Origin of the sequence: Mycobacterium sp. (genome assembly GCF_049278535.1) — a bacterium.
Taxonomy (GTDB): Bacteria; Actinomycetota; Actinomycetes; order Mycobacteriales; family Mycobacteriaceae; genus Mycobacterium.
Map to the genome: position 1 here is coordinate 1 of NZ_JBAPMI010000135.1, position 17,215 is coordinate 17,215.

Sequence of the window (17,215 nt, forward strand, 5' to 3'; positions counted from 1 at the left end):
CGCAGAGGCCGCCCGACCGCGCGCAGCGGCCGCTTCGACCCGTACGAACCCATGGAGCCCTACGACGGCGCCCCGACGCCCCCGCCGCGGCGCAGACCCGCACCCAATCGGGGTACCGCGACGCATCACCCGATCTCGCAAGTCAGGTATCGGAAGGCCGCCGGTGGTGAGGAGCCGTTCGACGATCGCGCACCCCGCCCGCGCCGGCCAAGCAAGCCCTCGGCCGAATCCTGGGACTACGACGTCTAGAAGAAGGTGACTGCGCGGTCCCACCGGTCTCTCCTACCGACAGGACCGCGCAGAGTCTTCAGGTGACTAGTGCGCCTGCTGCCCCCATGCGCCGGCCGCTCGACGATCGGCCGCGGCGACGTCATCGGCGCCCTCGCGTACCGCATTTCCGAGGTCGACCAAGATTTCGTTGAGGGCAGTGGCCGCTTGATGCCACCTCAGCTGCTCGACGCCGTAAGCGGTGGCGGCTTCACGAGTCCAAAGCTCCTGCAGCGGCGCGACCTGCGCTTTCAACTCCTGCAGCGCGGTATTGAACCGCGCCGAAGCGGTATGGATTTCCTGCCGGACCGACGATTCGATCTCGTCGAAGTTGTATGACAGCCGCGAATCCATGGACGGTGGCCTCACAGATTCCCGGCGGCAACGCCGATGTGGCGTGCATGATCGTCGGCCGCGTCCCGCAGCGCGTCTTCGTTATAGCGAATCGTTTCCGCGATGCCGTGCAGCGCATGGTGCAGTTTCGTCGACTCCGCGTTCCATCTGTGCACAACGTCCTTGAAACGCGACGCCGCCATTCCGCCCCATATCGATGGCGGAACACCGGTCATGCGCCCGATGAACGACTGCAACGTCGCGCGAATCTCCTCGTTACGGGCGTCGATGGCGGTAGCGACCGAGCGCATGAGGTCGAAGTCGGTGCTGAGCGCGTTGCCACCTGTCGACGTGCTCACTTGTTCCCCCTTTTTTGCGGCGGCCGCGGACCAACCCGCGCTAACACAAAATGAGACTCCCGCGGGTCGGGTCTGGTTCCGCCAAATTCAATCCAAAGCTCGAGCCGACCGAATTGCGACGTCGCACTCCCGGTTCACGGCGTCGTCGCGATCATGCCGGCTTTGACATCCGATGCTGATCCGGACCGCCGTGTCGACCCACACCGTCCAGCGGATGTCATGGCCAGGCCGGATCTCTCGATAGGTAACTGCCGCGCGGCCCGCGCTGCGGCCCGCCGGGTTGAAGTCGACGAATACCCCGGCGGGCGCCCCGTCTATCGCGCTCTTGAGAAATTCGGCGGTCGCGTCTAGTGACCCCAGCGCAACCCGCGACTGCGTAACGTGCAGCGCCACCTCGGGATCCGACGGTGAGGAGATCTGCACCCGCGCCGAACCGGGGCCGGCTAACACACGTCGCATCGGCCATTGATCCGGAACCTGCACTGCAACATGGCCCTCCACGATATAGGTCGTCGAAATGCCGGGGTCGCCCGCGCGCGGTGCAGGGTGGCGGATCAGAGCAGCCACGCCAATCATTACGCTGACCGCAGGTAGCACCAGGGCCAGATTCCGGAGCCGACGGCGACCCGCAGCGATACGGCAACTCGAACTGCGGACAAGTTTTTCAGTCGGAACGACCGCTCCGGCAATCCTTCTCAAGCCGATGTCGTCGACTTCCAGCACGGTCATAACGCCGGATTTTCGAAGCCCGTTAGCGATCAACACCGACAGCGGGCCTGCGCCGCGCACTGTTCTGGGGGCGTCGATGATCACCAGCTCCGAGGTGTTCGACGCCATGCTGACAATGGAACGCACAACCGAATCGGCGACGGCTCGCTGATCTCGACGACGCGTTTCGGCCACCACTGCGGCGTCGACGATAGCGACGAAATCGTCTGCGATTTCGGCAACTAACGTCGCGAGCCCAGGTGGACGAGATGCCTGACGCAGCAGCCACGACCGTGGTCGCATCACGACATCGCCGGCGAACGCCTCCGCAGCTACGGTGACGACATCGACGCGCTTCGGCGCCCACCATGATGGGTGAACAACGATTACCTCTTCTGCGGTGCCGCAGTCGACGGTCGCCAACATCGAGTGCCACAGCGACTTGACGCTGACCGGACGAAAGTCGATCAGAGTTACCGCGTCGTCGATGTGCTCGAAAGCAGCCTTCTCCGCCTCGCTGTCGACGACCGTAGCTCCGCCGCAACATAATCGGCGGACTGCGGTTGGGCCGACCTCGACAATGTGTGCCCTCACGGCGGCGGACTCCAGCCGACCTGGATCAGCTGGGGACTACCGCGCCGAGTAATCAGCGTGCCGCGCCCAGGCGGCATCGGCGATGCGCGCACCTGCTCGATAGTCAAGCCCTCATCCGGGTTGCCGCTCATCAGCAGTGTCATGCAACCGGCATCCCGCAGCCCACCTAACAGTGGCTCGTACATTCCGCGAGCTGCACCACCACTTCGGCGCGCTATCAGCAGGTGCAAACCCAAGTCTCTGGCGTGGGGCAGCACCTCAACGAGCGGGGCCAGCGGATTCCCGCGAGCGGTTTCGACGAGGTCGTAATCATCGATGACGAAATAGATCTCCGGCCCCGACCACCACGACCTGTCCCGCAATTGCTGCGGTGTGGCATTCGCCGCAGGCATTCGCCGACGCAGTTGTTCGACGATGCGCGGCACTACGTCACCGGCTGCGTCGGCGGAAACAAGGTATCCCCCAAGCTGTCCAGATTCGGGCTGCACGACGCCAAGGAGCGTTCGTCGCAGATCGACGACGAACAATTGGCATTGGCCGGCGGTCGTCGTCCTCGACAGCTCACGGCACAGAGTACGCAATGTCGCAGTCTTTCCGCAGCCGCTGTCACCGAGGACCAGCAAATGTAAGTGCTGCGCGAAATCGATTGTCAATGGTGCAAGTTCGTCTTCCTCGACACCGATCAGGAGCCCGGTGGCAGAACCGCCCGCGCGTTCCACCACTCGGTGATGGTCGATCTGATCCGGCAATACTGGGATCGGCGGCGCAACCCATCCATCGCGACGCCAAAGCAAGCCGCTGTTGGAATCCGCGCCGTCGAGCCTGGGTAGGGCGATGACCATGTGCAGCGCGTCATGGGAAAGCCCCCGCCCCGGCGTGCTCTCGGGAACCTCTTGAGCCCGCCGGCGATCCAATTCGGAATCCGCAGGCTCGCCGAGCCGCAATTCGATTCGTGTCCCGATCTGATCCCTCAGCGCGGGCCTGATTTCAGCCCAACGCGACGCGGTCAAGACGACATGTACTCCATACGAGAGCCCCTCGGCGGCCAGTGCCGCCACCGATCCCTCAACGGCCTCGAATTCGCGTTTGAGGCTTGACCACCCGTCAACGACCAGGAAGACATCACCGAAGCGATCGCACACTGGATCTCGCTGCGCCTTAAGCCGTCGATAGTGCACCATCGATTCGATTCCGTTCTGGCGAAACAGCGTCGCGCGTGACCGAATTAGTACGTCGAGCCAAGCGATCGTGCGTCGGGTCAGCTGCTGATCTGCTCGTCCAGCCACCGAGCCGACGTGCGGCAACTCTCGTAGCGATGTCAACGACCCGCCGCCGAAGTCAAGACCGTAGAACTGGACCATGCTTGGATCGTGAGTGGCGGTCAGTGCCCCGACGAGCGTGCGCAAAGCTGTCGACTTGCCCGATTGAGGTGCGCCGACCACAGCGACATTGCCCGCGGCTCCGGACAAGTCGACGACCAGCGGCGTGCGGCGCTGCTCGAACGGTCGGTCTACCATCCCGATGGGAACCATCAGGGCGGGCATCGGTTCACTGTCACCCAGGACGGTGCTCAAAATCGGTGCCCCCCCGAGCGGTGGCAGCCACACTTCACGGGCTCGGGGGCCGTGTCCGGACAGCCGGTCGACGATCGTCTGAAGGACGGTGCGGCATGCGACCGTGGCCGCCTCGGCACGACCTTTCGGGACGACGGGTCCGATCGGTTCAATCGTGAACATGTGGACACCTGCCGAGTTTCCTTCTGGGTCTGCCGAAACAGACTCGTCGACGGCGCCGTCCGTTTCGGTACGGCATGGCCCGGACACGTATGCCGTCTGGAAGCGGATCAATCCAGCCGTGCCAACACGCAGGTAGGCAGCGCCGGGCATACTCGGCAACTCGTAGGCGTCGGACGTCCCCAGCACGATTCGCGATTCATTGCTCGACAACGTCTTTAAGCACACTCGATAAGACAAATGGGATTCCAGGCCGCGCAGTCGACCCTCGTCAAGGCGCTGACTTGCCAGCAGCAGATGCACACCCAGCGATCGCCCGAGCCGACCGATCGCCACGAAGACGTCCGCAAAATCTGGATGTTGGCTGAGTAATTCGGAGAACTCGTCGACGATGACGAACAGCGTTGGCAAAGAATCTAATTGAGCTCCGGCCTGTCGTGCCCGTTGGTACGCGACGATCCCGTCGATGTTGCCCGCCTTACGTAGCGCTTCCTGGCGACGATTCATTTCGCCGGTCAGCGCGTCACGCATTCGGGCGACCATCGCCGCCTTATCCGACAGGTTCGTGATGACGGCGGCAACATGTGGCGCACCCTCCAATCCCGCGAACGTTGCACCGCCCTTGAAGTCCACCAGCACCAGGTTGAGCTGCTCTGGTGAATGGCAGGCCGTCATGCCCAATGCGACTGTTCGGAGGAACTCGGACTTGCCGGAACCGGTTGCGCCGACACAGAGTCCGTGTGGCCCCATTCCGTTTTCGGCCGCCTCTTTGATGTCCAGCTCTACCGGCTCACCCCCGGCCGCGATCCCGATTGGCACCCGAAGCCGATCGCGGCGGTTTCTGCCATTCCAATACTGTTCCGGCACAAATGAGTTAACATCTGCGATTCCGATCAGATCGGGCCAGCCCGTGCGTTTCGACACGTCTATGTCGCTTGCTCGATAGCCGGCCAGCCTCTGCGCGCACTCGAGTGCGGCCGTGCAACTCATTTCATCGGGTCGCGCGGCCAATTCGATGCCGTTTAGCACCAGCGGTGCTCCTATCGGTGCCGAGTCGTCAACCGTCGATATCGTGATTCCCTTGTCAGCGACCTCGCCCAGCAATTCGCACTCAACGGCCAGGCCGTCGACTATGACCACAAGATGGGGCACATGCGGATCGGTGAGCGCTCGATACGCCGTCACGGCGGCAAGCGCTTCCATGGCTGCGGCCACCGACGCATAGACCATCCGAGTCGGTCCGATGTCATCATCGGCCCAGGGATGTCGATTGTGCGGCAACCATTTCAGCCAGTCCCAATAGCGCCGGCTGCGGTCACTGACAGCGGCGGCAATCAACACCAGCCGAGGACTGTGCATGACCGCGAGCTGACATATCATCGCGCGCAACAGCGCGCGTGCCTGCGTAGTGTCACCGCCAACGTTCAGCGCCGTCAGATCCCGCAGTGCGACCGCGATGGGTACGTCTGTGACCGTCGAGTGCGTGTGAAGAAACCTGCGCAGCGCATTGGCGGTTACCGGATCCGGCCGGCCAACCGGATCGATAGTCGGCGCGATCGGCCGACCGGCAAGAGGCAACGTTCCGACTCCTATCCGCACCTGGCAGAAATCTGAGTCCGTGACTCGCCGCTCCCACATCCGGCACCCGCCCACCAATATCCACAGCGTCTCGGGATCTGCATGGCACCAGGTCAGTGAATAATGCTGTGCTGCAGCAGCCTTGACAACTTCACATCGGACGCCGGACAGATAGTCGAGGTACTCCGCACGCTGTGCGTTGATCTCGCCACGGCACCGATCCACGTTGGACAAGGCGGTTGCCAATGCGGAGGCAAGCATCATCAACGGGAACATCAGGAAAGCCGGATTGCGCGGCGCTGCCGACCGCGAGTGATAGGCCACCGCCATCGCGCCCACTGTCGCGACAGCCGTGACGATCGGCAGCAACCGGATCAGCTGATTCGACTGCGCCGTCCGCCCCACTTCCGGCGGGCCGGCGACAACGACGTCGGAGGTGGGGTACACCGGCGGCAGCACTCGTTCGATCGGCGCGTGCTCAACAGTCGCACCGCTGTCGAGCAGTCGCATCTAGCCCTCCGTACGTTTGCCCGCCATCGCTGCGCCGGGATGCGTTTGGCACGGTAGGCACGCTCGAAATCAGCGGCAAGTCGCCTGTGGATCACCGCATACGCAGCAGCAACGCCTCGGCTAGCGTCCGAGTCGTTGAACGGAGGTCGGTGTGCAGTACGCGTTGGCGGTACCCACCCAAAACGGCGGATCGCGTGCGGGCGGCGGAGGGGTACGCCGGATATCAATTCATGCCGATTCGGCCAGCGTCGATTTGGTGCTATCCGCTGCAGTGCCTATCGGATCGTTGATTCCGCCGATCGTGGACGTACTTCATCGCAGAGCTGACTTCCGCCCCGGTCCCGTCGCTGTCCGGTATCAGCTGTCTATTCCAGCCAGCACAGTGCTGGATGCGTCGAAGACATTGGCCCAATTAGGTATTCGAGATGGCACCGTGTTGCTTCTTACGCGCTCGTCGACCGAATTGATGGCACCACGCTTCGATGAGGCGGCGGAGGCCGTATCGGCATCGGTCGCTGCACTGGTGCGGCGTTGGACCCAGCGGGTGTCTCGTCTCGCCGGCTCGCTGACCGCTATGTGGCTGGCTGCCGTAACTGCGGCGATCCTGATTCGAACCGCGTTCTGCGCCAACGACACCCACCGCACAGCAGGCGTTGGCGTGGCCGCAACGATCACCCTGCTGACTCTGCCTGCGGCAGCAATTGCATATCGCGGTTTCCAGGAGAAATCCGGAGGACTGGTGCTGGGCCTGTTGGCTACCGGCTTCGCCGCGCTGGCGGGCCTGCTTGCCGTACCCGGTGGACCTGGCGCTCCGAACATGTTGTTTGCGGCCGCGGCTGCCGCCGCTTCAGCGGCAATCATGCGCGTAATAGCGGGCTGCTCAATGGCATTCGATGCGTTGCTGATATTTTCGGTGACCGGTGCGGCTGCGGCATCGGTGGGTGCGATCACGGCGATCCCGTGGGCGGCTATCGGCGCGGCGTTCGCGGCGATGTCGTTAGCGGTGATCGAGGCCTCGGCACCGGTGTCGATCATGCTTGCGCGGCTGTCCGCGCTGACGGCAGACCCCACCGCAGATACGTCGTTCACCGATCCACATCGGCTGAACACCAAAGCAATCCGCGCCCATACCTGGCTTACCACCTTGATCACCGCCTTCTCGGCCTCGGCCGCGCTGGGAGCAGGCGGCACGGCACTTGGATCGTGTCTGTCAGGCGGGCCACGCTCCCCCGGTCTTGTGTTCGCGGCCCTGACCGGCAGTGTGCTGCTATTGCGGGCGCGCGCACATCGAGACCCCGCAAGATCCGCGCCGCTCTTCATCTCTGGTACAGCCATACTCAGCGCTGGTCTGGTCGCTGCTTCCGTCGCGTATCCGAAGCACACACCTCACATCGCCGCAGTGTCGATATCGCTGAGCGCTGTCGCGCTGTGCCTCGGATTTGTTGACGACAGAGCGGTCGGGTCTCCGATTGCGCGGCGCGCTCTCGAACTGCTGGAGTATTTCGCATTCGCCACCATTGCGCCGCTGGCTTTTTGGCTCTGTGGACTATACGGCGCTGCGCGTAGCTTGAACCTGTCGTGAAGACAGCGCGATGGCGAGTGTGCCATTACGCCACGGTCGCGGCAGTCGCCGCGCTGCCGCAATGTGTCGTTTCACCCGCACATGCGGTATCACCGCCCGCGATCGACGACAGTCGACTACCCCAGCCGGCGCCGGCAAGCCCACCGCGGCCAACCGTGCAACGTGAGATCTGCGCGATGCCTTCCATGACCCGCGATCCCGACCCGTCGGACGACAGCGCTCAGCTCGCCGCGCTTGACCTGCCACAGGTTTGGAAGCTCACCCGTGGTTCCGGGCAACGAGTCGCCGTTATCGACACCGGGATTTCACCACACCCACGGCTGCCCCGAACAGCGGCCGGCGGTGATTATGTCCACAAGGGCGACGGCACCCAGGATTGCGACGGACACGGCACCGCAGTCGCCGGGATTATCGCCGCCACACCGGATCCCAATCACGATGATGGTTTCAGCGGAGTCGCGCCGGGTGCTGATTTGATCAGCATTCGACAGTCCAGCACCAAATTCGGTCTCGCGACTGATCCGTCCGGCGTCGGGTTCGGAGACGTCGAGACCATGGCGCGAGCGGTGCGAACCGCCGCTGACCTAGGCGCCTCGGTCATCAATATCTCATCGGTCGCCTGCATCGACGCCGGGGCAGTGCTCGACGATCGCGCACTCGGTGCGGCGCTGTCCTACGCCGTCGACATCAAGAATGTCGTCGTGGTCTCCGCCGCCGGAAACACCGGTGCTGGGCGGTGCCCCGCTCAGCAAGCCGAAGCCACCTGGGACTCGGTGACAGTGGTCGTGAGTCCCGCTTGGTACGACGACTACGTCCTGACCGTGGGTTCGGTGAACGCTCACGGCGAACCTTCGGCGTTCACCCTCGCCGGCCCGTGGGTAGATGTCGCCGCTCCCGGCGAGGGGGTGACATCGCTGAGTTCATCGGGTGATGGGCTGGCCAACGCGCTTGATGGACAGCGAGGTTCGACCCCGCTCTCGGGTACCAGCTACGCCGCTCCGGTGGTCAGTGGACTGGCGGCCCTGATCCGATCCCGATTCCCGACCTGGACGGCTCGTCAGGTGATGCAACGCATCAAGGCCACCGCGCATCATCCGCCTGGCCGATGGGATCCGCGGGTCGGCGCAGGACTGGTGGACCTGGTAGCGGCCGTCAGCACCGATACCCCGGCGGCCCCGGCCTCGCCGTCCACCCGTACGACAGCTCCCCTCCCCGATCCTCCGCTGCGCGCGCCGCCGGACCATGGCGCACGAGATACCGCGTTCACCGGGGCTGCCTTCTGCGGTGCCTTATTAGCGGTGGCGCTGTCACTCGGCGCGACGTGGTCGTGGTTGCGGCGAGCTCGGGTCCGATCTACTCGTAACAGCCGGAACATCTTGAGCGACTGACGCATTGACTCTGCTCAATTCCGGCCCGGCAGGCAACGCGGCCAGCAGTGGCCAGGGCCCCGCAGTCATCGCGTCGGCCAGTCCGAGGTCGCGTGCCGCATCGTCGTCGTGGACGGCGTACCGGACGCCGTTGTCGGAGACTAAATATCGCGTGCCCGCGCGAACATTGCTACCGGAGATGCCGGTAGCACGGACATACGCACAACGGCCGGGTGGCAGATACACGGCGTCGACGGCTGGACCCGGTCCGTCGGCCTGGGTCAAGGCCACCGGTGCGTGGCCGTCCGAGAGATTCAGCCCGCCAAACGAAAACGAGATTTCGACGTTGCCCAACCCCTGATGTGTCCATCCGACGCAGAGCGGCGCACCATCGGCATGCGGTGCAGCCGTTGTCCGGTCGGGAAAGGCAGAGACCGGCAGCCGGGTCACTGGGGCCGCGCCGCGGATTACGTCCGGCGCAACCGCGATGGCGGTACGAGTGCCGTGCGAGTTGGTAAATCGGACGAGATCGGCTGCGAATTGCCCGACGCGTTGAACGCCGTCGTTGAGCACGACGTAATACTCGTCACCGCCTACCCGGCTCACCCGCAGCACGCTGCCGACCGGGAAACCCGAGAGCGAGGCCGGGCCGCGACTGCCGGCGTCAGCGATCCGCGGCGCAGTGAGGGGCGGCGTCTCCGGGATGAGGTTCAGCAGCAGGGGCGACACCATGATTGGGGCCTGACCCTCGATCGCCAGTGCGTGTTTGACCGCGGCGTCGTCCAGGTTCACGACAGCTCGGCGACCGTCGTAGAGCAGATAGGTCGATCCTCCGGACGATGGCCTGACCAACAGGGTCTGATCGGGCGCAAGGCCATGCGACTGCTGACCTTCAGCCGGCCCGACCAGAACAGTCGTGACGTTGTCGCCGTCGCAGACCTTCCAGCGCAATTCATCTTCGCCGAGCGGCCTGCCCAAGAACTGTGGTGCGCCGGGGATACCCAGCAGTGGACCCCGTCTGAGGTGACTGAGCGCAGACTCAGCTGCGGGCTGCGGGTCGGCGTTTGTCTTCACGATCAACCTGGCCGAAGCCAGGTTCAGCACGGGATGCAATGTTTCGCCCAATCGAACGTAGAGGGCGCCCGACTTTGTCTCCATCAAGATCGGCCCTGCCACCGACCACGGTTGCGGGCGCAGAAAGGCAAGCACCACGCAACCGGCCAACAAGGTGATCGCGAGTACCAGGCCGGCCATCATCGACTGCGCGGGCGCACGAATCGACTCATTGACGGCGCGAAGGTCCCTGCCCAGCAATGCGCACTCGATGCGACGGCGCAGGAATCGGTAGCCGCTGACGTGCAGCCTCGTAGTCGGTTGCCATGCCATCCGGCTGACGATATGCACCGGTCGGGCCGCGCCCCCACGACAATCCACAGTCCGAGCGCCAAGAACCGTGGATATGACCGCAAGCCCGAAAATCAGTAGAATCGCCTGGTGAGCGTTAGCCGCAAGACCCGTTCCGTATCCCGTCGCGCCTGGTCACGTCGCTTGAGCTTGACCGCCGCCGCATTGCTGGGCGCGGGCGTGCTGCTCGTTGCACCCAGCGCCACGCGGATCGCGGCCCCATCGGCCAATGCCGACAACTGCCCGGATATTGCGGTGACCTTCGCCCGCGGTACCGACGAGCCGAATGGCTTGGGACGCGTCGGCCAGGCCCTCGTCGACGGCATCCGCCAGAACACCGGCAAGAACGTCGACGCCTACGCGGTCAACTACCGGGCCACCCTTCTGCAGATACACGGCAACGACGGCGCCAAGGATGCGATCAAGCACATCAAGGACGTAGCCGACAAGTGCCCGGCCACCCCGCAGGTGCTCGGCGGGTACTCGCAGGGCGCATCGGTGGTTGACATCGTCACCGGAACACAGATCGGCGGCGTCGGCTGGGGCGATTCGCTTCCGCCGCAGTACGCCAGCCACGTCATCGCGGTCACCACGTTCGGCAACCCGGCCGACCGTAGCGGCGGAACGATCGCGGCGCAGAGCGCGATGTTCGGCGCCAAAGCCGTCGACTACTGCAACCCCGAAGACCCGATCTGTCACGCCGGCCAGGGCAACGAGTGGAAGGGCCACACCGAGGGCTACGTGCCCGTCTACACCAGCCAGGCTGCCAGCTTCGTGCAGACCCGACTGTTGTCGGTAATGCCCCCCACCTCATCCGACGGGCCGATGGGCGTTCCGCCCGGCCCCGGGCCGCTGGGCGTCCCGCCTGGGTTTGGGCCTTTCGGCGTTCCGCCCGGATCTGGTCAAGGTCCGCTGCCCGGCCCCGGCGCCGAGGTCCCGGGTCCGGCCGTGGTCAGCCAGACCCAGCCCGCGGTATTCCGCTGACCAGAATCTGGTCGCGCTGACTTTCGGCGGGCGCACTACTATCGGGCCATGAAGCTGCGCTCGCTAGGCCTGCCACCCCGGTCGATTCCAGGCAAATTCGCCCTCGCCGGGCTGCTCGCCTTGATCTTGACCCTTGCTCCGGCCTCGATCCTGCTCCCCACGGCATCGGCCGCCTGCCCGGATGCCGAGCTGGTGTTTGCCCGAGGGCGCCAGGAATCACCCGGCGCCGGCGTTGTCGGCAACGCCCTGATCAGCGCGTTGCGGTCCAAAGTCAACAAAAACGTCAATCTCTACGCGGTGCGCTACCCCGCCGACACCGAGGTCGACATCGGCGCCAACGACATGAGCGCCCACGTCCAGTCCACGATCAACAACTGCCCGAACACCCGCGTGGTGCTCGGGGGCTACTCGCTGGGCGCGGCGGTGACCGACGTCGTGATGGCCGCTCCCATCGCGGCACTCGGCTTCAACAATCCCCTGCCGCAAGGCGCCGATCAGCACATCGCGGCGGTCGCACTGTTCGGCAATGGCAGCAAGTGGGTCGGGCCGATCACGAACTTCAACCCGATCTACACCGAACGGACCATCGACATGTGTCATGGCACCGACCCGATCTGCAACCCCGCCGACCCCAACACCTGGCAAAACAACTGGTCGCAGCACGCGGGATCGCTGTATATCCAGGACGGCATGGTCAACCAGGCCGCCGACTTCGTCGCCGGCAAGCTGGCGTAGTCAACCGCCCTGGCCGAACCCTTAGGCCGCTCACAGCGGTGCAATAGTTTTACCCCCTAACGTTTGCTCATGCGATCTGGCCTGATCCGTTTAGCAGCCGCGGCGTTGTTCACAACGGGTTTGCTGACCGCACCCGCGCTGATGCCCGTTCCGGTGACGCCGCTGCCAGTGGCTTCTGCCGCTTGCCCGGACGCCGAAGTCGCCTTTGCGCGGGGCCGCGAAGAACCACCCGGCGTCGGCGGGATCGGTCAGGCCTTCATCTCTTCGCTGCAGAAAAAGCTGCCGCACATGACGATCGGCTCCTATGGCGTCAACTACCCGGCCAACGTCGAAGTCGCCGAAGGCGCCAACGACATGAGCGCTCACGTCCAGTCGATGGCGGCAAGCTGCCCGAACACCAAGCTCGTGCTCGGCGGCTACTCGCTCGGTGCCGCCGCGGCCGATGTTGTCGTCGCCCTGAACAGACCGGGATTCGGCTACACCAATCCCCTGCCATCAGTGTTCGATCGACACGTCGCCGCCGTCGCACTGTTCGGCAACGGCACTCAGCGGGTGCTCGGCCCGGTCCCCAATTTCAGCAGGGCCTTCGCCGGCAAGACCATCGACCTGTGCGCCGTAGGCGACCCGATCTGCAACAAGGGAATCCAGAATCTGCAATGGGAGTCCCACCTGCAGCCGTCGTACGTCGACTCTGGTCTGGTGAATCAGGCCGCCAATTTCGTCGCCGCAAAGCTGTAGCTCAGTCCCGGGTACGCAGATCGCGGGTGATCAACGTCCGCGCCTGCAACTCACTGTCAGGCGGGTAATCCACGCCGACCAGCGTCAGACCGCGCGCCGGTGCAGCGGCGTAATCGCTCGACCGCCGGGTGTCGGTGAGTAACTCACGGCACCACGTGGCGGTGCGCCGATGTTCGCCGACGGCCAGCAGGGCGCCGACCAGCGATCTCACCATCGACCAACAGAACGCATCGGCGGTGACCTGCGCGGTGATCAGATCGCCGTCGCGCTCCCAGTCGAAGCGCTGCAGGTCGCGAATCGTCGTCGCCCCTTCACGGTAGCGACAGAATGCCGCAAAATCGTTCAGCCCCAATAGATTTTGTGAAGCCGCGGCCATCGCATCGACGTCGAGGTCCCGTGCCCAGTCGGTGATGTACCGGGCTTGATGCGGCTCCACTCCATAGGCGGCAGTGGAAATTCGGTAGACGTAATGGCGGCGCAGCGCCGAGAAGCGCGCGTCGAAACCCGCTGGCGCACGGATGATCCCGCGGACCCGGACATCGGCGGGCAGCAGCCGGCTCAGTCGCCGGACCAGCGGCTCGAACTCGTGTTGGTTCGGCCGCGGCGAACGCGGATAGACGTTGGGCAGAGCGTCGACGGGAACGTCGACATGGACGACCTGACCGGTGGCATGCACGCCGGTGTCGGTGCGGCCGGCTGCGCGCAACCGCAACGGGCTGCGGAACACCGTCGACAGCGACTCCTCGAGAACGCCGGCCACCGTACGCTGGCCGGCCTGCGTCGCCCACCCGGCGAAATCGGTTCCGTCGTAAGCGATATCGAGACGCAGACGAACGAGCCCGCCATCGGAGTCGATGGCGGGCTCGTCGTTCAACGATGAGTCGCTACTCAGCGTCGTCGGTGCTTTCGGTCTCCGCAGTCACCTCAGCAGCCTCGGCCTCAACAGCTTCCGGCTCGGCGGCAGCTTCCGGCTCCGTGGCCACGGGCTCGACGGCCTCCGCCTCGGCAGCCTTGGGCTCAGCGGCCTTGGCAGCCTTCGGCTCCACAGCCTTCGCGGCGCCCGCACTACGCGCACGGTTGGCCTCGGAGGTCACCGTCTTCTCCTGCACCAGCTCGATGACCGCCATCGGGGCGTTGTCGCCCTTGCGGTTCTCGACCCTGATGATGCGGGTGTAACCGCCATTGCGGTCGGCGAAGAACGGCCCGATCTCCGCGAACAGGCTGTGCACCACATCCTTGTCGCGGATCTTCTTGAGCACCTCACGCCGGTTGTGCAGCGTGCCCTTCTTGGCGTGGGTGATCAGCTTCTCGGCGTAGGGCCGAAGTGCCCGCGCCTTGGCGTCGGTCGTCTTGATCCGACCGTGCTCGAACAGCGCCGTCGCCAGGTTGGCCAGGATCGCCTTCTGGTGCGAAGACGACCCGCCGAGGCGAGGACCCTTGGTGGGCTTGGGCATTGCGACTTCTCCTTAAGGGGCCGGTCCCCGTATCAGGTAGGACCGGGACGGCACTCTTTCGAGCGGTTGGGCGTTACAGCTGTTCGGTTTCGGCGTAGTCCGCGTCGTCGTAGTTGCCGTCGGCGGACCAGGTTCCGGTGGCGACGTCGTAGCCGGCAACCTCGGACGGGTCGAAGCTGGCCGGGCTGTCTTTGAGCGACAGACCCAACTGGTGCAGCTTGACCTTCACCTCGTCGATCGACTTCTGACCGAAGTTGCGGATGTCGAGCAGGTCGGACTCGGTGCGCGACACCAGTTCTCCGACGGTGTGCACACCCTCACGCTTGAGACAGTTGTACGAGCGCACGGTCAGGTCGAGGTCGTCGATCGGCAGAGCGAACGACGCGATGTGGTCGGCCTCGGCCGGCGACGGGCCGATCTCGATGCCTTCGGCCTCGACGTTGAGTTCGCGCGCCAGACCGAACAATTCGACCAGCGTCTTACCCGCCGATGCCAGCGCGTCCCGGGGGCCGATCGAGCTCTTGGTCTCGACGTCGAGGATCAACTTGTCGAAGTCGGTGCGCTGCTCGACACGAGTCGCGTCCACCTTGTAGGTCACCTTGAGCACCGGCGAGTAGATGGAATCGACCGGGATACGGCCGATTTCAGCACCCGACGCCTTGTTCTGCACGGCCGGGACGTAACCGCGGCCACGCTCGACGACGAGCTCTATCTCGAGCTTGCCCTTGTCGTTCAGCGTCGCGATGTGCATCTCCGGGTTGTGCACGGTGACGCCGGCCGGCGGCACGATGTCACCGGCGGTGACCTCGCCCGGACCCTGCTTGCGCAGGTACATGGTCACCGGCTCGTCCTCCTCCGAGGACACGACCAGGCTCTTGAGGTTCAAGATGATGTCGGTGACGTCTTCCTTGACGCCCGGCACCGTGGTGAACTCGTGCAGCACACCGTCGATGCGGATGCTGGTGACGGCCGCGCCCGGAATCGACGACAGCAGCGTGCGGCGCAGCGAATTACCAAGCGTGTAGCCGAATCCCGGCTCCAACGGCTCGATGACGAACTGCGAACGGCTGTCGCTGATGACCTCTTCGGACAAGGTCGGTCGTTGTGAAATCAGCATGGTGTTTCTTGTTCTCCTCCTCGGCACCCGCTATTTGATGCCGTTTAGGTACCTGTACCGGTCGGAACAGGTGGTCTTACTTCGAGTAGTACTCGACGATCAGCTGCTCGGTGAGCGGCACCTCGATCTGAGCACGCTCGGGCAATTGGTGAATCAGGATGCGCTGCTGCTCGCCGACCACCTGGATCCAGCTGGGGATCGGACGATCGCCGGCGGTCTCGCGGGCGATCTGGAACGGCACGGTGTTCAGCGACTTGCCCTTGATGTCGATGATGTCGTACTGCGACACCCGATAGCTGGGGATGGTCACCTTGACGCCGTTGACCGTGAAGTGGCCGTGGCTCACCAGCTGACGGGCCATCCGCCGCGTGCGGGCGATGCCGGAGCGGTAAACGACGTTGTCCAGCCGGCTCTCCAGGATCTGCAGCAGCTCGTCGCCGGTCTTGCCGGGACGGCCGGCCGCTTCCGCGTAGTAGCGGCGGAACTGCTTCTCCATGACGCCGTAGGTGAAGCGGGCCTTCTGCTTCTCCTGCAGCTGCTGGCGGTATTCGCTCTCCTTGATCCGCGCGCGGCCGTGCTGGCCGGGCGGGTAGGGGCGCTTCTCGAAGGACTGGTCTCCACCGACGAGGTCGACGCCCAGGCGGCGCGACTTGCGGGTGATGGGTCCGGTGTAACGAGCCATTGTCTGTTCTTCTCCTAGACCCGACGACGCTTGGGCGGACGGCAGCCGTTGTGCGGCTGGGGGGTGACGTCAGAGATCGCGCCGACCTCCAGGCCAGCGGCCTGCAGCGACCGGATCGCGGTCTCGCGGCCCGAGCCCGGGCCCTTCACGAACACGTCGACCTTGCGGACGCCGTGCTCCTGCGCCTTGCGGGCGGCGTTCTCGGCGGCCAGCTGCGCGGCGAACGGCGTCGACTTACGCGACCCCTTGAAGCCGACGTGACCGGACGACGCCCATGCCAGGACGTTGCCCTGCAGGTCGGTGATCGTCACGATCGTGTTGTTGAACGTGCTCTTGATGTGGGCGGCACCGTGCGGGACGTTCTTCTTCTCCCGACGCCGGGTCTTCTGGCCCTTCTTGGGCGCAGCGGCGGCAGCCTTCTTAGCTGGGGGCATGACTTACCTGGCCTTCTTCTTGCCGGCGATGGTGCGCTTGGGGCCCTTGCGGGTACGCGCATTGGTCTTAGTGCGCTGACCGCGAACGGGCATGCCGCGGCGGTGCCGAAGGCCCTGGTAGCAGCCGATCTCGATCTTGCGGCGGATATCGGCCTGCGTCTCGCGGCGCAGGTCACCCTCCACCTTGAGGTTGGCTTCGATGTAGTCGCGCAAGTGGGTCACCTGATCGTCGGTGAGGTCCTTGGTGCGCAGATCTTTGTCGATCCCGGTAGCTGCCAGGATTTCGTTGGAGCGGGTCCGGCCAACGCCGAAGATGTACGTCAACGCGACCTCCATGCGCTGGTCGCGCGGGAGGTCGACGCCCATTAGTCGAGCCATGGGGGTGGCATTCCTTCTCTACGCGGAGGTCTCAATCCCCAGCCCGTTCCCTGGCCCAGAAAACAACTCTGGGCTCCGGGGTCCGGCCTCCGTTCCGGACGTGGCTGAACTGCCCCATCTCTAAAGATGCCAAGCCGTTCAGTGGTGCTGGGAGGTCTGCATTCAGTTGTGCGCGTATCCAGCGACAGGTACTAGCCCTGACGTTGCTTGTGACGCGGATCAGAGCAGATCACCATGACCCGTCCATGCCGACGGATC

At 64.7% G+C, this 17,215-nt stretch carries 17 protein-coding genes and 1 pseudogene; 6 read left to right on the forward strand and 12 right to left on the reverse strand.

The features are described 5' to 3' along the window. Positions 1–249: pseudogene (locus tag WAO18_RS08730) on the forward strand (hypothetical protein); the annotation flags it as partial. A 66-nt stretch (positions 250–315) separates the two neighbouring features. On the opposite strand, the gene WAO18_RS08735 reads toward WAO18_RS08730, so the two are convergent. The 4 genes from WAO18_RS08735 to eccCa form a co-directional block, all read right to left on the reverse strand. Beyond that, on the reverse strand, positions 316–621 hold the full coding sequence (locus WAO18_RS08735; protein WP_422205590.1) for a WXG100 family type VII secretion target: 306 nt from the start codon (positions 619–621) through the stop codon (positions 316–318). Positions 622–632: 11 nt separating this feature from the next. Beyond that, the gene (locus tag WAO18_RS08740) at positions 633–959 is read right to left on the reverse strand and encodes a WXG100 family type VII secretion target (RefSeq protein ID WP_422205591.1); all 327 of its coding nucleotides are present in this window, start codon (positions 957–959) and stop codon (positions 633–635) included. Positions 960–1,046: 87 nt separating this feature from the next. After that, a complete protein-coding gene (locus WAO18_RS08745) occupies positions 1,047–2,261 on the reverse strand; it encodes a type VII secretion-associated protein (protein ID WP_422205592.1) in 1,215 nt (404 codons plus the stop codon). Next, a complete protein-coding gene (gene eccCa, locus WAO18_RS08750; RefSeq protein ID WP_422205594.1) occupies positions 2,258–6,082 on the reverse strand; it encodes a type VII secretion protein EccCa in 3,825 nt (1,274 codons plus the stop codon). Before eccCa ends, WAO18_RS08745 begins: the two co-directional genes overlap by 4 nt. Positions 6,083–6,233: 151 nt before the next feature. Between eccCa and eccD the strand changes: the two genes are divergently transcribed. Together eccD and mycP are read left to right on the forward strand one after the other, a co-directional pair. Beyond that, positions 6,234–7,664 (forward strand): type VII secretion integral membrane protein EccD, encoded by a 1,431-nt coding sequence (eccD, locus tag WAO18_RS08755; RefSeq protein ID WP_422205596.1) that lies wholly within the window; start codon positions 6,234–6,236, stop codon positions 7,662–7,664. Positions 7,665–7,840: 176 nt separating this feature from the next. Further along, positions 7,841–9,052: a type VII secretion-associated serine protease mycosin gene (gene mycP / locus WAO18_RS08760; RefSeq protein WP_422205598.1), complete on the forward strand. Its 1,212-nt coding sequence runs from the start codon at positions 7,841–7,843 to the stop codon at positions 9,050–9,052. Here mycP and eccB read toward each other — a convergent pair. Next, positions 8,972–10,417: a type VII secretion protein EccB gene (gene eccB / locus WAO18_RS08765; RefSeq protein ID WP_422205600.1), complete on the reverse strand. Its 1,446-nt coding sequence runs from the start codon at positions 10,415–10,417 to the stop codon at positions 8,972–8,974. The two genes, mycP and eccB, sit on opposite strands and share 81 nt — an antisense overlap. A gap of 108 nt (positions 10,418–10,525) precedes the next feature. On the opposite strand from eccB, the gene WAO18_RS08770 reads away from it, so the two are divergent. The 3 genes from WAO18_RS08770 to WAO18_RS08780 all read left to right on the forward strand — a co-directional run bounded on the left by WAO18_RS08770 (position 10,526) and on the right by WAO18_RS08780 (position 12,892). After that, a complete protein-coding gene (locus WAO18_RS08770) occupies positions 10,526–11,419 on the forward strand; it encodes a cutinase family protein (RefSeq protein ID WP_422205601.1) in 894 nt (297 codons plus the stop codon). 48 nt (positions 11,420–11,467) lie between these two features. Next, entirely contained in the window at positions 11,468–12,154 is a 687-nt protein-coding gene (locus WAO18_RS08775; protein WP_422205603.1) for a cutinase family protein, read from the forward strand. Positions 12,155–12,223: 69 nt separating this feature from the next. Beyond that, positions 12,224–12,892, forward strand: a complete 669-nt coding sequence (locus WAO18_RS08780) for a cutinase family protein (RefSeq protein WP_422205605.1) — start codon at positions 12,224–12,226, stop codon at positions 12,890–12,892. Position 12,893: 1 nt separating this feature from the next. Here the strand turns inward: WAO18_RS08780 and truA are convergent, their stop codons facing one another. The 7 genes from truA to rpmJ form a co-directional block, all read right to left on the reverse strand. Next, positions 12,894–13,766, reverse strand: coding sequence for a tRNA pseudouridine(38-40) synthase TruA (truA, locus tag WAO18_RS08785; RefSeq protein WP_422205607.1), 873 nt, complete (start codon positions 13,764–13,766; stop codon positions 12,894–12,896). Positions 13,767–13,776: 10 nt separating this feature from the next. Beyond that, entirely contained in the window at positions 13,777–14,346 is a 570-nt protein-coding gene (gene rplQ / locus WAO18_RS08790) for a 50S ribosomal protein L17 (RefSeq protein WP_422205609.1), read from the reverse strand. A gap of 73 nt (positions 14,347–14,419) precedes the next feature. Next, positions 14,420–15,463 (reverse strand): DNA-directed RNA polymerase subunit alpha, encoded by a 1,044-nt coding sequence (locus WAO18_RS08795; protein ID WP_422205611.1) that lies wholly within the window; start codon positions 15,461–15,463, stop codon positions 14,420–14,422. Between the two features lie 76 nt (positions 15,464–15,539). Beyond that, a complete protein-coding gene (gene rpsD / locus WAO18_RS08800; RefSeq protein WP_422205612.1) occupies positions 15,540–16,145 on the reverse strand; it encodes a 30S ribosomal protein S4 in 606 nt (201 codons plus the stop codon). A 14-nt stretch (positions 16,146–16,159) separates the two neighbouring features. Next, entirely contained in the window at positions 16,160–16,579 is a 420-nt protein-coding gene (gene rpsK, locus WAO18_RS08805; protein ID WP_422205614.1) for a 30S ribosomal protein S11, read from the reverse strand. Between the two features lie 3 nt (positions 16,580–16,582). Further along, the gene (gene rpsM, locus WAO18_RS08810) at positions 16,583–16,957 is read right to left on the reverse strand and encodes a 30S ribosomal protein S13 (RefSeq protein WP_422205615.1); all 375 of its coding nucleotides are present in this window, start codon (positions 16,955–16,957) and stop codon (positions 16,583–16,585) included. 191 nt (positions 16,958–17,148) lie between these two features. Beyond that, positions 17,149–17,215: 50S ribosomal protein L36 (rpmJ, locus tag WAO18_RS08815; RefSeq protein ID WP_353459974.1), on the reverse strand; the 67-nt coding region annotated here is incomplete at its 5' end.